This window comes from Streptomyces sp. NBC_00829 (assembly GCF_045161795.1).
Lineage (GTDB): Bacteria > Actinomycetota > Actinomycetes > Streptomycetales > Streptomycetaceae > Streptomyces.
Window position 1 is genome coordinate 2,986,118 of sequence record NZ_CP108867.1, and the last position, 13,967, is coordinate 3,000,084.

15 protein-coding genes and 2 pseudogenes are annotated in these 13,967 nt (G+C 69.8%); 11 read left to right on the forward strand and 6 right to left on the reverse strand.

Features of this window, described 5'->3' with window-relative positions; translation table 11 throughout:
* Window positions 1–42 precede the first annotated feature (42 nt).
* Complete coding sequence (locus OG293_RS12540; protein WP_405998884.1) at window positions 43–447, forward strand: DUF4307 domain-containing protein; 405 nt, start codon at window positions 43–45, stop codon at window positions 445–447.
* 161 nt (window positions 448–608) lie between these two features.
* Entirely contained in the window at window positions 609–1,106 is a 498-nt protein-coding gene (greA, locus tag OG293_RS12545; RefSeq protein WP_405998885.1) for a transcription elongation factor GreA, read from the forward strand.
* 120 nt (window positions 1,107–1,226) lie between these two features.
* On the opposite strand, the pseudogene OG293_RS12550 reads toward greA, so the two are convergent.
* A pseudogene (locus tag OG293_RS12550) lies at window positions 1,227–1,364 on the reverse strand (ABC transporter permease); the annotation flags it as partial.
* 434 nt (window positions 1,365–1,798) lie between these two features.
* Between OG293_RS12550 and OG293_RS12555 the strand changes: the two are divergent.
* Complete coding sequence (locus OG293_RS12555) at window positions 1,799–2,179, forward strand: hypothetical protein (protein WP_405998886.1); 381 nt, start codon at window positions 1,799–1,801, stop codon at window positions 2,177–2,179.
* A 73-nt stretch (window positions 2,180–2,252) separates the two neighbouring features.
* Here OG293_RS12555 and OG293_RS12560 read toward each other — a convergent pair.
* From OG293_RS12560 to ilvA, 3 genes and pseudogenes are all read right to left on the reverse strand, one after another.
* Window positions 2,253–2,384 (reverse strand): annotated as a pseudogene (locus OG293_RS12560) (ABC transporter permease); the annotation flags it as partial.
* Entirely contained in the window at window positions 2,381–2,758 is a 378-nt protein-coding gene (locus OG293_RS12565; protein ID WP_405998887.1) for a hypothetical protein, read from the reverse strand. The pseudogene OG293_RS12560 and the gene OG293_RS12565, both read right to left, overlap by 4 nt.
* A gap of 173 nt (window positions 2,759–2,931) precedes the next feature.
* Window positions 2,932–4,161: a threonine ammonia-lyase gene (ilvA, locus tag OG293_RS12570; protein WP_405998888.1), complete on the reverse strand. Its 1,230-nt coding sequence runs from the start codon at window positions 4,159–4,161 to the stop codon at window positions 2,932–2,934.
* A gap of 147 nt (window positions 4,162–4,308) precedes the next feature.
* Between ilvA and OG293_RS12575 the strand changes: the two genes are divergently transcribed.
* The 4 genes from OG293_RS12575 (at window position 4,309) to OG293_RS12590 (ending at window position 5,850) form a co-directional block, all read left to right on the forward strand.
* Entirely contained in the window at window positions 4,309–4,821 is a 513-nt protein-coding gene (locus tag OG293_RS12575; RefSeq protein WP_405998889.1) for a MarR family winged helix-turn-helix transcriptional regulator, read from the forward strand.
* A gap of 31 nt (window positions 4,822–4,852) precedes the next feature.
* Entirely contained in the window at window positions 4,853–5,326 is a 474-nt protein-coding gene (locus OG293_RS12580) for a sigma factor-like helix-turn-helix DNA-binding protein (protein WP_405998890.1), read from the forward strand.
* Window positions 5,323–5,574, forward strand: coding sequence for a hypothetical protein (locus tag OG293_RS12585; RefSeq protein ID WP_405998891.1), 252 nt, complete (start codon window positions 5,323–5,325; stop codon window positions 5,572–5,574). Before OG293_RS12580 ends, OG293_RS12585 begins: the two co-directional genes overlap by 4 nt.
* Window positions 5,575–5,658: 84 nt before the next feature.
* Window positions 5,659–5,850, forward strand: a complete 192-nt coding sequence (locus tag OG293_RS12590; RefSeq protein WP_405998892.1) for a DUF1059 domain-containing protein — start codon at window positions 5,659–5,661, stop codon at window positions 5,848–5,850.
* Between the two features lie 216 nt (window positions 5,851–6,066).
* Here the strand turns inward: OG293_RS12590 and OG293_RS12595 are convergent, their stop codons facing one another.
* Window positions 6,067–7,221: a cystathionine gamma-synthase gene (locus OG293_RS12595; protein WP_405998893.1), complete on the reverse strand. Its 1,155-nt coding sequence runs from the start codon at window positions 7,219–7,221 to the stop codon at window positions 6,067–6,069.
* 407 nt (window positions 7,222–7,628) lie between these two features.
* On the opposite strand from OG293_RS12595, the gene OG293_RS12600 reads away from it, so the two are divergent.
* The 4 genes from OG293_RS12600 to OG293_RS12615 all read left to right on the forward strand — a co-directional run bounded on the left by OG293_RS12600 (window position 7,629) and on the right by OG293_RS12615 (window position 13,088).
* Complete coding sequence (locus tag OG293_RS12600) at window positions 7,629–8,732, forward strand: hypothetical protein (protein WP_405998894.1); 1,104 nt, start codon at window positions 7,629–7,631, stop codon at window positions 8,730–8,732.
* Window positions 8,733–9,029: 297 nt separating this feature from the next.
* Complete coding sequence (locus tag OG293_RS12605; RefSeq protein ID WP_405998895.1) at window positions 9,030–10,619, forward strand: M48 family metallopeptidase; 1,590 nt, start codon at window positions 9,030–9,032, stop codon at window positions 10,617–10,619.
* A gap of 491 nt (window positions 10,620–11,110) precedes the next feature.
* Window positions 11,111–11,776: a peptide-methionine (S)-S-oxide reductase MsrA gene (gene msrA / locus OG293_RS12610; protein ID WP_405998896.1), complete on the forward strand. Its 666-nt coding sequence runs from the start codon at window positions 11,111–11,113 to the stop codon at window positions 11,774–11,776.
* 385 nt (window positions 11,777–12,161) lie between these two features.
* Window positions 12,162–13,088 carry a transposase family protein gene (locus tag OG293_RS12615; RefSeq protein ID WP_405998897.1) on the forward strand — a complete coding sequence of 309 codons (927 nt, stop codon included), beginning with the start codon at window positions 12,162–12,164 and terminating at the stop codon, window positions 13,086–13,088.
* A 75-nt stretch (window positions 13,089–13,163) separates the two neighbouring features.
* Here the strand turns inward: OG293_RS12615 and OG293_RS12620 are convergent, their stop codons facing one another.
* A complete protein-coding gene (locus OG293_RS12620; protein ID WP_406003574.1) occupies window positions 13,164–13,490 on the reverse strand; it encodes a GYD domain-containing protein in 327 nt (108 codons plus the stop codon).
* Window positions 13,491–13,967 lie beyond the last annotated feature (477 nt).

Sequence of the window (13,967 nt, forward strand, 5' to 3'; positions counted from 1 at the left end):
GGGGCTGAAAATTCCGGCTGCCGGTTCTTGAGAGGAAACAGCATGGCCGCGGTGCGCGAGCAGCTTCCGGAGGGCCGTTACGGCCGCTCCGCGAACGAGCGGGCCGACCGCAAGCTCAAGATCGTGGGCGCGGGGCTGGGTGTGCTGCTGCTCTCCGTGATCGGCTGGTTCGGTTATGACTACATCGCCGGTCAGAAGATCAGTGCCGAAGTGATCAAATTCAGCGTCACCTCCGACACCGAGGTGCAGGTGCACCTGGAGGTGCGCAAGGACGCGGACGCCACCGGCACCTGCACGCTGCGCTCCCGTTCCGCGGACGGGGCCGAGGTGGCGCGGCTGGACGTCCGGATCGGCCAACCGGGCGAGAAACGCGTCGACGAGGTCGTCAAGGTGCGTACGACGGCGCGCGCAACCAGTGCCGAGCTGGTGCAATGCACCGCCCGCTGACGGCGGGTCTCGACGCTGACCTGCGTTGATGTAATTCTGATGGCTTTCGTCCTCCCCCTTGGCCCGGGGAATTGTTAGGCTCGTGGTTTCGCCCATCCATGGAGGCACATCCTTCTGGGTAGGGCGATGCTTTGTATTCCCAGTACCTACGAGGAGCACCTGTGACCCAGACCAGCGAGAACGTCACCTGGCTCACCCAGGAGGCGTACAACCAGCTCAAGGCCGAGCTGGAGTACCTGTCTGGTCCCGCGCGCACCGAGATCGCCAAGAAGATCGAGGCGGCGCGCGAGGAGGGCGACCTGCGGGAGAACGGCGGGTACCACGCGGCCAAGGAGGAGCAGGGCAAGCAGGAGCTCCGTGTGCGCCAGCTGACCCAGCTCCTGGAGAACGCGAAGGTCGGCGAGGCCCCGGCGGACGACGGCATCGTCGAGCCCGGCATGGTCGTGACGATCGCCTTCGACGGCGACCCCGACGACACCCTGACCTTCCTGATGGCATCGCGGGAGTACGCGAGCTCGGACATCGAGACGTACTCCCCGCAGTCCCCGCTCGGGGTGGGCGTGAGCGGCAAGAAGGTCGGCGACGACGCCGAGTACGAGCTGCCCAACGGCAACAAGGCCTCGGTGACGATCATCGAGGCCAAGCCTTACACCGGCTGAGCATCGGACCGTAGAGCCCGATACGGGACGACCGGAGACGGACAACCGAGGGGCCGGACCGCGTGACGTGCGTGACGCGGTCCGGCCCTTCGCCGTGAGCTGAGTCGTGTCATGCGGAGGTCAGGCGGTCGCCGAGCGGTACTTGCGCACCGACAGCGTCCGGAAGACCACGATGATCAGGACGGACCACAGCAGCGAGGCCCATACCGGGTGCTCCATCTCATTTTTGCGGGTCGCGTTGGGGTTTGGGCCGAACAACAGGGCCGCCAGCCGCCTCTCTTGGGCCTCGGTCAACTGAACTGCCGTTCACCGAACGGTGATCGTTCGCGTCCGGTGCTCCCCTGCTGGTCACTCACTTCGCCCCCAAATCCAGCACCTTCTGCAACAGTGCCGGTCTCATTGCGTCATGACACTTCTGCGGTTCAGGAAGCTGCACGCATCCCTGAGCGGGGCAGAAATGGAACCTTCACATCCGAATGGGCTGCCCACCAACTGCGAGAGATATCCATCGATGCCATCAAGCCAAGGTGGGCCAATAACCCGTGGCGTGTTACCGCACTAATGCAGTTGACTGTCCTGAGTTCGAAAGATGATCTAGCTCCCGGCGACACTGGCCGCCTACGGGGTTCCGCGGAGTGTCGAGAATCCGAGAATTTGCCCATAAATCCCAATCCATACGGAGCTGAGTGACGATGAACACGAAGATGAAGGCTCTCCTAACTTCTGGCGCGGCTGTAGCTCTGACCATGGCCACAGCCTTTACGGCACAGGCTGCCGCTCAGGCTTCCGGCACGGTCAAGCCTCCCTACGTAAGCGGAGGGAAGCTTGTCGCAGAGGCGAACCTCAACGGTCCGGTTCCGGTTGGCACCGTGTTCTGCGTGCGCCTCCTGGCTGTCCACCCGATGACCCCCGATGTGGAGATCGCGACGACCTGCAAGAAGTCGAATGGCGGCACACTGAAGGCCACTGTCAAGACGCCTCCGTGCGGCATGTTCGCCACGTGGGCAGATGCCAGCTACAAAGGCAGGGCCACATGGACGGCGCAGACCAAGTATGTGGTCATATGCAAGTAACTGCCCAATAAGAAAAAGGCCCGCCAGGTAGTTGGCGGGCCTTTTCTGATGCGCAACCTAGTCGAGTTAAATAAACAGGATTCGGGATGCGCGTCATACGGATGAGATTGCGCTTGGCGACGACGAGCGAGTCGTTCACGGACTGGACGACCCCGCTGCGGGGCCTCGGGGCCGCGACCTTCACGGATTCTGTTGTGGCGGTCACTTCACGCTCTCCTTCCGGGACTTCCTGCCCTTGGCGCCGGTGGCGCCCGCCGGTTCCTGCGCCTCGTCGTTCACCTCGGCCTCCAGCTCAGCCACGTGGCCGGTCAGGGAGATGAAGACGTCGTCGAGGGTGGGGCGGCGCAGGCCGATGTCGTCGATCTCGACGCCCCGGGTGTCCAGTTCGCGGATGACTTCGGCGAGCAGCTTGGCCCCGCCGGCGACGGGGACGGTGAGCTTGCGGGTGTGCTCGACGACGGCGACCTCTCCCTTGCCGAGTCCGAGCAGCACCTCGCGGGCGGGGATGACGATCTCCCAAGGTACAGGTGGGTGGGTTGAAGTCTGGATGTGTACATCGCCCGCGCCCGGCGGGAGCATGTCAGGAGCATCACGGTAACGCGATACATCGCGACACTCAAGACTGTTCGCGCGTGAACGGCCCACGGACTTCCGTGAGCGTGTCAGCCTCCTGTCAGGCCGTGCTCAGCCCCCACGAAACCGGACCGGACGGACCCGGGCCGCACAACCGGTCGTACGAAACCGACCGGGGCTCAGCCCATGACCGTGTAACCCGCCTCGCGGAGCGTAGTCGCCACCTGCTCGCAGTGCTCCGGGCCCTTCGTCTCCAGCTGCAACTCCACCTCCGCCTCCGTGAGCCCGAGCCGAGGATCGGTCCGTACGTGACTCACATCAAGGACGTTAACGTCGACCACTGACAACGAGCCCAGAAGAGCGGCCAGCGCCCCCGGCCGGTCCGTCAGGCGCAGCCGCAGCGAGAGATACCGGCCCGCCGCCGCCATACCGTGCCGCAGGATGCGCTGCATCAGCAGAGGGTCGACATTTCCGCCGGACAGAAGGGCGACGACAGGCCCCTTGAACGACCGGGGATCGCTCAGCAGCGCCGCCACCGGGCTCGCCCCGGCGGGCTCGACCACGAGCTTCGCCCGCTCCAGGCAGAGCAGCAGCGCGCTGGAGAGCGCGTCCTCGGAAACCGTACGGACGTCGTCCACGAGATCGCCAATGATTTTGAACGGGACGTCTCCGGGACGGCCCACCTTGATGCCGTCGGCCATGGTCGTCGGCTCGTCGATGGAGACGGGATGCCCGGCCCTCAGCGAGGGCGGATAGGCGGCCGCCCCCTCCGCCTGCACGCCGATCAGCCTCACATCGGGCCGCAAGGCCTTCACCGCCACCGCGATGCCCGCCGCCAGTCCGCCGCCGCCGAGACCGACGACGATCGTCCGCACCTCCGGGCACTGCTCCAGGATCTCCAGGCCGACCGTGCCCTGACCGGCGATGATGTCGGGGTGGTCGAAGGGGTGGATGAAGACCGCCCCCGTTTCGTGCGCGTACTCCTGCGCGGCGGCCAGGGTCTCGTCGATGACCTGGCCCTCCAGCCGCACATCCGCGCCGTACTCCCTGGTCGCCGCGACCTTCGGCAGCGGCGCCCCCGCCGGCATGAAGACGGTCGAGTGCACTCCGAGCAGCGAGGACGCCAGCGCCACACCCTGCGCGTGGTTGCCCGCGGAGGCCGCGACCACACCGGCCGCGCGCTCCACCTGCGTCAGACCGGCGATCCGGACGTAGGCGCCGCGGAGCTTGAAGGACCCCGTCCGCTGGAGGTTCTCGCACTTGAAATGGACCGGCGCACCGACCAGATGCGACAGATGCCTGCTGCCCTCCATCGGGGTGGCTCTGGCAACCCCGGAGAGCATCTTCTGTGCCCCTCGGACATCGTCGAGTATGACGGGGTGAAAGGGGCCAGGCGTACTGATGCTCATGACGCCAAGTCTCGCAGCTCATCGGCCGGACAGCCGCCCGGATCCCGGGCATCCCCACTGGTTTGTGCAGCGCTGGTACACACCGGGTTTTTGCCGCGTACTCTGTCCCCCACCAACCGACCACCGCACGAGAGAGCCCCCCTAGCCATGCCCACTTCTCAGGACATGACGACCCATCTCGACCCCGGCCTCCTCGATGCCCTCCAGCACCAGGTCGCCGTCTTCGCCCGCCGCGCGGAGCAGACCCGGCTCGGCGGGGTCGGCCAGGTCCGAAACTCGATGGACCGTGCCGCATATCTGCTGCTCAACCGGCTCGACAGGGAAGGCCCGATGGGCGTCAAGGCGCTCGCGGCAGGGATGGGCATCGACTCGTCGACCGTCACCCGCCAGGTCGCGCCGCTCGTCGACACCGGTCTGGTCAAGCGCACCTCCCACCCGGAGGACGGCCGTGCCGTCGTGCTCCAGCTCTCCCCGCGCGGGCAGGCCAGGCTCGAAGAGGTCCGCTCGTCGCGGCGCGAGCTGATGGCTCAGGTGACGGACGGCTGGAGCGAGACGGAGCGCGAGTCCTTCTGCACTCTGCTCACTCGTTTCAACTCCGCTCTCTCCGCCCGGCAGGCCGGCCTGCCGGGCGTGGAAACGGAGACGTCGCAGACCTCTTGACCCGGTGGCGGATCTGCTCCTAGATGAGGACGTGAGCGAGCGGCAGATCGCACAGAGGCGTCGCCGTGCCCGGGAGTTCGAGGCATTCGTCGCGGGCGCGGCGCCCCGGCTGCTGCATGCCGCCACCCTGCTTACCGCCGAGCCCGCCGGAGTGAACCCGCACGCCCAACAGCTGCTGACCTCCGCGCTCGCCCACACCTACGCCGAGTGGGACCGGCTGCGCGGCGAGGACCCGTACGACCGTACCCGCCAGGAGCTCGCGTCCCGCTTCGCGCGCGGCGCCTGGCGCCATCACAAGGGGCGCGGCGGGGTCCTGGGCCGGCTCACACCGCAAGAACGCCTGATTCTGGTGCTGCGCCTGTACGAGGGGGTGGCCGAGGAGCAGACGGCGGCGCTGATCGGGCTCCCCGTCGACCGGGTACGCGCGATCTGCCACCGGGCAGTGGCGACCATGCGCAGCGCCCCGCCCGGGCCGCCGCGCGCGCCGGCCGAGGCGGCGTCATGAGCCACGCGGACCGCAAGGAGGACGAAGTCCGCCGGATGCTGGAGACCCGCCCTCCGCTGGTGCCCCCGGATCTGGCCGCGCGGGCCGCGGAACACGGCACCCGGCTGCTGCGCCGCCATCAGGCGCTGCGCCGAGCGGCTTGGCTGCTCCTGGTGGCCGCGGCGATCGCCTTCGCGGTCTGGGCCTCGCTGGCGGAGCCCTGGGTGACGCCGCCTTCGGACACCACACCTCCGCTGGAAGGCTGGTAGACCGCTCCTCTTACCGGAATACCACCGGAGATGTCCGGATCTATCCTGGAGTGAGCGGCGCACCGTCGAGCCAAGGAGGCTGTCATGACCAGGAAAGTCGCCGATTGCCGCAAGTTCCCGAGCGTGATGGACTGCTCGCTCACCATCTCCGGTGAGGAAGAGGAAGTCGTACGGGCCGCATCCGAGCACGCGGTCTCGGTCCATGGACACACGGACAGCCTGGAGCTGCGCGCCCAGGTCCGTGAATCGCTCGAGGACGAGAAGGTCAGCGCCTGACGTCCTTCCGCCGGACGGGCACGGGGGGCGCGACGCGCATGATGCGCGCGACGCCCATGATTCGCGTGGTGCGCATGATTCGCGTGGTGCGCATGGTTTGCAAGGCCCATGTGCGCGTGGTGCGCGAGGTGTGCACGGTGCGCGAGCTGCCAAGCCCTCCCGGCGTCCGAATCGGCCGGTCCGGCAGCCGCCGACGGCAGCCGGACCGGCACCGGATCAGCCCAGCGCCTGCTGGAGGTCGGCGAGCAGATCGTCGCCGGACTCGATACCCACCGAGACCCGCACCAGGTCCGCCGGCACCTCCAGGGCCGAACCCGCCACGGACGCGTGCGTCATCCGGCCCGGGTGCTCGATCAGGGACTCGACACCGCCCAGCGACTCGCCCAGCGTGAAGAGCCTGGCACGGTTGCAGACCTCGACCGCCGCCTCCTCGCCGCCCTCGACCCGGAAGGAGACCATGCCGCCGAAGGCCTTCATCTGCTTGGCGGCGATCTCGTGGCCCGGGTGGTCGGGCAGGCCGGGGTAGAGGACCTGGGTGATCTTGGGGTGGCGGGTGAGCATCTCGGCGACACGGCCCGCGTTCTCGCTGTGCCGGTCCATACGGACGGGCAGGGTCTTGATGCCGCGCAGCACCAGCCAGGCGTCGAAGGGGCCCGCGACCGCGCCCATCGCGTTCTGGTGGTACGCCAGCTCCTCGCCGACGGCCGCGTCGGCCGCGATCAGCGCACCGCCGACGACGTCCGAGTGGCCGCCCATGTACTTGGTCAGGGAGTGCACGACGATGTCCGCGCCGAGAGAGATCGGCTGCTGGAGGTAGGGACTCGCGAAGGTGTTGTCGACGACGAGCCGCGCGCCCGCCGCCCGCGCGACCTCGGCGACCGCCGCGATGTCGGTGATGCCGAGCAGCGGGTTCGACGGGGTCTCGACCCAGATCACCTTCGTCCTGGGGGTGACCGCGGCCCGTACCGCCGCCGGGTCGGAGGTGTCGGCGACCGACCACTCGACGCCCCAGCGGGACACGACCTTCGCGAAGAGCCGGAAGGTGCCGCCGTACGCGTCGTTCGGGATCACCACATGGTCACCCGGCTCCAGCAGCGTACGCAGCAGGCAGTCCTCCGCCGCGAGCCCGGACGCGAAGGCGAGCCCACGGCGCCCGCCCTCGAGCGCCGCGAGGTTCTCCTCCAGCGCGGTGCGCGTCGGGTTGGCGCTGCGGCTGTACTCGTAGCCGCCGCGCAGTCCGCCCACGCCGTCCTGCTTGTAGGTGGACACCTGGTAGATGGGCGGGACGACCGCGCCGGTCAGCGGGTCGGCTGTGTTGCCCGCGTGGATGGCGAGGGTTTCGAAGTTGTGGAAGCTGTGCTGGTCGCTCATGAGGCCCGAGCGTAGTCCCGAGAGGGCCGTGGGCGCGGCCCGGTCCCGGACGCTGTCCGGACATGGCCCGTACCGGGAGCAGTGTGGCCGACGGCCGGGGCGGGGAGCCGGAGGGCGGGACGCATGTGGTCAGGGGGCCGTGCGATCAGAGGCGTGCGGTTGGGGCCCGTGTCGTCGGTGTCCGTGGGGTTGGGGCCCGTGTCGTCGGTGTCCGTGGGGTTGGGGCCCGTGTGGTCGGGGCCCGTGTGGTCGGGGCCCTGCCGTCATGCCGGCGCCGAGGCGCCTGCGCCAAGGGCCTGCGGCTTTCGCCCGCGCCATGGAGCCTGCGGATGCCGCCCGCGCCGGGGGTCCGGTGACTGCGCAGCCCGGCGCACCGGGTGCCCAGTGGCGTCCGGGACAATGGCGTCATGGAGATTCTCTGGTTCCTGCTCGCGATGTGCATGCTGGCCGCGGTCATCGGTCCCTCGATGCTGCGTCGGCGTTCCGGCATCCGCCAGGTCGCGCCCGGCTCGCCCGACGCCGCCGACCCGGACACGTACGGCTTCGTACGCCAGGAAGGGCTGGACATCCGCCTGCCGGGGCCCGACGAGGACCTCCTCGACGTACTCGACGTCGTCCAGCGCACCCAGGACTGGCGGGCCGCGTCCCAGCTGCTCGCCGGCACCCCGAAGGAGGGCGAGGTGCGCTGGCAGCGCGTCCAGGCCTTCGCCGGGGCCGCGTCCCTTGAGCTCCGGCAGCAGCCGGGCGTCGGCGGGGCGTGGCTGCGCGCGTGGCGGCTCGACTCCCCGAAGGACGCGGGTGGCGCACAGGTGCACGCGGAGTTCCTGGTGCAGCAGGCGTGGCGTTCGTCGACGGCAGGGACGGACGACTTCCGGATCATCCTGGAGGAGGCCCGTACGGTCTGCGGCGAGGCGGCCCTGCTGGCGCCCGGCGACCCGATTCCGTACATCATCGAGCTCGCGGCCGGACGCGGACTCGGCTACACGCACGAGCAGTTCGACCAGGCGTGGGCGAAGGTCATCGACCGCGCGCCGGAGCACATGGGCGCGTATCTGGCCGCGCTGCACTACTGGTGCGAGAAGTGGCACGGTTCGCGCGAGGAGGCCGACCACTTCGCCACGACGGCCGCGGCACGCGCCCCGCAGGGATCACTGCTGGCCGCGCTGCCCCTGTTCGCGGTGTACGAGCATCTGCCCGAGGTCAACCTGGTGCAGAGCTTCTACCGCAGCGCGGTCGTCACGAAGGCGATGGAGGGCGCGCTCTTCGCGGTGCACGCGGCCCGCGCGGACGACCCGATGCTCGCGCACGTACGGCATCTGCTGGTCCTCTTCCTCGTCCGCTCCGAGAGGTGGGCGGAGGCGATGAACCAGCTGGTGCACGTGGACGGTCACATCGGCGCGCTGCCGTGGACGCTGAGCGGCGACCCGGCGGCGGAGTACACGGTGTACCGGAACCTGGCGGTGGCGGGATACGAGGCGAACGGCGGGAGCCCGGCGACGCTGCTGCGGTGAGGCCGGGCGCTCGGTTCGCGAGAGGCGGCGCCCGGTGCACGAGCGACGGGTGCCCGGTTCGCGAGAGAGGGGCACCCGGTTCGCGAGAGGCGGCGCCCGGTGCACAAGAGACGGGCACCCGGTGCACGAGAGGCAGGTGCCCGGTGCACGAGAGAGGGGCACCCTGGCCCGCCACCGGTGCCGGCCACCGGCGGTGACGCGCAACCTTGCCGACCGCCCGACCGGTAGGTGATACTCCGCTTCCCCCCACGTCACGCCGTACATCGCCCTGTCCGTTTCCTGTGGGGGATCTGCCCGATGGGCCCAGCTCTGCGCGCGCTGCGCGCCCTCGTCCTGCTCGCCGGCTTCTATCTGCTCGGCCTGCTGCTCCTGGCTCTGCTCGCCGCCGCCGACTGGGCGGCGACGCTCTGGACCCCGGGTCCGGTCTCCTCCAAGCTCTACATCCTCACCGCGGTGCTGGCGATCCCGATCGTGCGGGGCATGTTCATGCTCCGCACGCCCAAGGAGTACCGCGGCGGGCTGTACATCGCCCGTGAGCACGAGCCGCGGCTGTGGCAGACGGTCCGGGGCATCGCTTCCCAGGTCGGCACACGCGCCCCCGACGAGATCCGGCTGACGGCCGACATGAACGCCGCTGTCGCCGAGGACGCGCGCCTCCTCGGCCTCATCGGCGGCCGACGCCGCCTCTACCTCGGCCTTCCGCTGATGGCGGGGCTGAGCGAGGCCCAGCTGCGGTCCGTGCTCGCCCACGAGATGAGCCACTACAGCCACGCGGACACCCGGCTGGCCTCGATCACCGTCCGCGGGCGCACCCAGGTCCTGCGAACGATCACCCACTTCGAGGAGCGGGCGAACAGGACGGAGGCGATGCAACGGGCACGACAGGAGAAGCGGGCGGCGAAGCAGGCGGCCAAGGGCCGGAAGGCGAAGGCCGTCGACACCGCGGGCGCGGGCGTCACGTACCGCGTGATGGCCGCGATCTACACGGCGTACGCCGGCCTCTACCTGCGCGCCACCCAGTCCGCCTCGCGCCGCCAGGAACTGGCCGCGGACCTCGCGGCGGCCCGTATCGCGGGCCGCGACGCGACGGCATCCGCGCTGCGCGAGATCCCGGTGCTCGACGCGGCTCACGACTCCTACATGACGTCGTACGCGACGCTCGGTGTCGAGGCGGGTCTGCTGCCGCCGCGGGGCGAGGTCTTCGGCGGCGTACGGCGTCTGCTGACGGCCCGGTCCGCGGAGCTGGAGGTGCTGCGGCGCAACCTGCCGACGAAGCCGTCGTCGCCGTACGACTCACACCCGCCGGTCGCCGAGCGGGTGACCAGGATCGAGGCGCTGCCGGACGACGGACGGTCGGCGGAGGGGACGCGCCCGGCGCTGGAACTCCTCCGCTTCCCCGCGGAGACCCTCGCGGCGATCGAGGACGTCGCCCTCACCCCTGAGGTGCTGGGGCTGCGCCGGGCAGCGTGGCCGAGGCTGGTGCACGAGTCGATGACGGCGTACCTCGCGCGGGACGCGGAGCCGTTGCGGCGGGCGACGGAGGCGGTGACGGGGGGCGCCTCGCTCGCCTCGCTGCTGTCCGCGATGGACTGCGGAACGGTATGGCAGATCGCGGACCGCCTGCCCGCCTCGGCCGAGGCAAAGGGGGCGGCCTCGAACCGCGAGGCCCGCGAGTTCGCCCGCCCCGAGCTGCGACGGGGTCTCTCACTGCTGGTGACGGGGGAACTCATCGCGGCGGGCCGGGCGCGCTGGCAGCTGTCGTGGTCCGAGGCGGCAAAGCTCCAACTACCTTCCGGTTACGAGGAGTTGCTTCCGGCGGCGCTGGACGCGGCGGTCGCTGACCGGCCCGACACGGAGCCGCTGCGCAAGCTGCTGCCCCCGGCATAACCCCCTCCCCCGGCCGCCGGCTGTCGGCGCGCTCCGCCGAGCTGGGCTCACGCGCCTCCGCACTCGGCCCGCGGGCCGCCGTCGACACCACCGACTGCTGCCCCGGATTGCCGTCGGCCGCCGCACTGCGAGAAGGAGTCCCCGGACGGCCCCGCACGCGGCGGCGATCCGGTGCCGGAGCACCGCCGGGCCGACGGGAGAGGCGCGCGGCGGCACCCGACCGCGCTCTCGTCGGCCCGCGGAGCACGAATCTCCTTCGCCCAGGCCACGCGCGGCTGCCGCACCCCCGAGGTGTCGGCCCTGGTCGATGCGTCGGCGCCGGACGCTCCAGCTGCGCCGGGTGCCGCCCCCTGCCACCGGCTCCGACCCACTCCGACCCGGCGAAGGCGTACCCGCGGCTCGCGAGGCGACGGTCCGCAAGACCGGCCGCGGAATGTCCGACGGGGTCCCTACGTTGACCGATACGGACCCGATCCCCAGAGGAGCCCCGCATGTTCCTGTCCCGCCGCACCCCCGAGCTCCCCACCCCCGACCAGGCCCTCCGCGGCCGCCCGGAACCCGAATTCACGGTCCCCTCCCGCCACACGGTCCTCGGCAACCCCCTGCTGGGCCCGTACCCCGAGGGGCTTGAGATCGCGGACTTCGGCCTGGGCTGTTTCTGGGGAGCGGAGCGGAAGTTCTGGCAGACGGAGGGCGTCTGGACGACCCTGGTCGGCTACCAGGGCGGCCACACCCCGAACCCGGCTTACGAAGAGGTCTGCTCGGGCCTGACGGGTCACACGGAGGCGGTGCGCGTCGTCTTCGACCCGAAGATCGTCTCCTACGAGTCGCTGCTGAAGCTGTTCTGGGAGTCCCACGACCCGACGCAGGGCTTCCGCCAGGGCAATGACGCGGGTACGCAGTACCGCTCGGCGATCTACACCCACTCGGAAGCCCAGGCGAAGACGGCCACGGCGTCCCGGGAGGCATACCAGGCGGTGCTGACGGGCTCGGGCTACGGCACGATCACGACGGAACTGCTGCCGGCGGAGGGCCGCCCGTTCTACCCGGCGGAGGGATATCACCAGCAGTACTTGGACAAGAATCCGGCCGGGTACTGCGGGATCGGCGGCACCGGCGTCAGCTGTCCGATCGGCGTGGCGAAGGCCGAAGGCTGACATCACCGGAACATACGCGCGCAGAGTGCGTGACGAGCGGTTGCCCCGCACCGACGGCACACAGCACTGAGATGTGCCGTCGGGCACTACTGCCCGCTCGGCTTCAACGCCACCTGGGCGTATCTGGTCGGGATCGGTCGGGATCGCATGCCCCTCTCCCGATCTGCGCAGAGATCCGGCGGATCTGCTGCGTGCGCTGGACACGTTGGAGGAGAGCCGAGCAGTCCAACTCATTGAGGTGGAGAGCTTCGCCACCCGCCAGCTGTAACGAGTTCCCCCGCGATTGATCGGGGCGGGGCCGTGACATGACGAGGGCCGCGCGGGTTCTTCGAGTGTGATCAAGAAGTGGGCCCGCGCGGCCTTGTCTCATCCTGCCTTCTGCGGCGTGAGCCGCCAACACTTCGGCGAGTTGCTCGACGAGGTCGAACCCCGGTGGGAATCACGGTGCGAGGGCGAACGCCATGACCGGCGCGGGCACGACCGCCGTCGGCAGGCCGGGGCGGGGCCGAAGTACGAACTCGCCTTCCGCGACAGGCTGGTGATCACTTTGGCCTACCTGCGCACCGGCCTGCCCCAGGATGCCCTCGCCGTGGTCTACGACGTCGGCTCGTCGACGGTCGGCCGGGCCATCCAGGAGATCAGGCCCGTGCTCGCGGCCCGCGGCTTCGCGGTCCCCGACCGGCCCGGCCTGCGCTTGCGCACCTTGGAGGACGTGTTCGCCTACGCGGACGCCGAGAATATCGAGCTGCGGCTCGACGGTGCGGAGACCCAGGTGCGCCGTCCGAAGGCCGACCGCCCCGGGCGCCGGGCATTCGTCTCGGGCAAGCGCAGGCAGAACACCATCAAGACCACCACGTTCAGCGACGGCCAGGGCCGCCTGCTCTACTCCGGGGCGGAACGGCCCGGCCGGATGCACGACCAGACCGCAGTACGCACCGAGGGCATCGCCGAGCAGTTCAGGACCCGTCCCGGCGTGAAGGCGAAAGTCGACTCCGGCTACCAGGGCCTGGCCAAGGAGTTCCCCCACCAGGTCACTGCGCCGCCGAAGAAACCGAAGGAAGACGCCTGCGACGGCGACAAATACGCCTGGCGCGAGGCGAGGCGACGGCAGTCCTCTGCCCGGATCTGCGTCGAGCACACCAACGCCGAACTGCGCCAATGGGCCCCACTGCGGCGGTTCACCGGACGCCGCGAAACCTTCCCCGAGACCCAGCAGGCCATCGCCGCCCTGATCTCCGACCGTGCTGCCAAGCGGCCCACCCGCCGCGAGCACAGCACCGCACTCGTCCTCGCCGACGACGCCGCCTGCTGATCACCCATCAGCCGAACCGCCAGGCCGACACGCCTCAAACTCAATCGCGGGCGAGGTCGTAAGTGATCCGGGCGGTTACGCGCCAGGAGCCCGGTACCGGACTTGCTCAGCTTTGCGCAGGGCATCCATTGTTTCATCAACGGTCAGGAGGACTGTCGTCTCGAACGAGCTCAGCGCGCCGCCTCCACTGATCGCGAGCGCAACCGCGGCCATGGACACGTTGTCAGGGGCCTCCCAGAGGTTGTAGCCGTCGTGCGTGCCGAAGGCATACCAGAAGCCATGGAGCTTCCCGCCGACGGATTCGATATACGACTGAGCTGCCCGTGCGCGGTCCTCGGGATGGCCGATCAGCCTCCCCCACGTCTCCGGCGTGTAGCTGAACCTCGATAGATAGAGCGGCATCATCTCTCCCTTTCGCTCCGTCAAGGGATGCCCCCACAGGGGGGAAACGCGCCAGAAGCGGCCCGCGTATCCCCCGAACGGCCGTGGACGGTGACAGGTACGGCCACCAGCCGTCCGGCGAGCGACGCACTCGGGCGGTGTAGAGAGCGTCGTGCTCACGCCCAATGCTTCGACGTGCGCGGCGAGGGCAGCGAGCGCCAGCTGGCAGCTGGTCGCCGTACGTCGATACCTCCGTTCGGCGGGTGCACTCTCGTAGGCACCGGCGTCTCCTGCCCCATCGGCGTCGCCAAGCCAGATGGCTGAGCCCCTCTCGCTCTTGGAGATCTACTCGGCGTCCAGCGAGCCGATCACCGCTTGGCCGCGGCCTCGCTTCGTCGAGCGCGAGCACCGGACAGACCCATGCGAGAACGCCCGCCCAGCCGCTCCTGCCCGACTGGCATCGCGCCATCGGAGGACTGACCCCAATGGGGTGCGTCG

Bases quoted from the DNA above. Each gene is read 5' to 3' on its own strand.
- OG293_RS12540 (WP_405998884.1), top strand. From the start codon at position 43: ATGGCCGCGGTGCGCGAGCAGCTTCCGGAGGGCCGTTACGGCCGCTCC.
- OG293_RS12555 (WP_405998886.1), top strand. From the start codon at position 1,799: ATGAACACGAAGATGAAGGCTCTCCTAACTTCTGGCGCGGCTGTAGCT.
- OG293_RS12565 (WP_405998887.1), bottom strand. From the start codon at position 2,758: ATGCTCCCGCCGGGCGCGGGCGATGTACACATCCAGACTTCAACCCAC.
- ilvA (WP_405998888.1), bottom strand. From the start codon at position 4,161: ATGAGCATCAGTACGCCTGGCCCCTTTCACCCCGTCATACTCGACGAT.
- OG293_RS12575 (WP_405998889.1), top strand. From the start codon at position 4,309: ATGCCCACTTCTCAGGACATGACGACCCATCTCGACCCCGGCCTCCTC.
- OG293_RS12585 (WP_405998891.1), top strand. From the start codon at position 5,323: ATGAGCCACGCGGACCGCAAGGAGGACGAAGTCCGCCGGATGCTGGAG.
- OG293_RS12590 (WP_405998892.1), top strand. From the start codon at position 5,659: ATGACCAGGAAAGTCGCCGATTGCCGCAAGTTCCCGAGCGTGATGGAC.
- OG293_RS12595 (WP_405998893.1), bottom strand. From the start codon at position 7,221: ATGAGCGACCAGCACAGCTTCCACAACTTCGAAACCCTCGCCATCCAC.
- OG293_RS12600 (WP_405998894.1), top strand. From the start codon at position 7,629: ATGGAGATTCTCTGGTTCCTGCTCGCGATGTGCATGCTGGCCGCGGTC.
- OG293_RS12605 (WP_405998895.1), top strand. From the start codon at position 9,030: ATGGGCCCAGCTCTGCGCGCGCTGCGCGCCCTCGTCCTGCTCGCCGGC.
- msrA (WP_405998896.1), top strand. From the start codon at position 11,111: ATGTTCCTGTCCCGCCGCACCCCCGAGCTCCCCACCCCCGACCAGGCC.
- OG293_RS12620 (WP_406003574.1), bottom strand. From the start codon at position 13,490: ATGCCGCTCTATCTATCGAGGTTCAGCTACACGCCGGAGACGTGGGGG.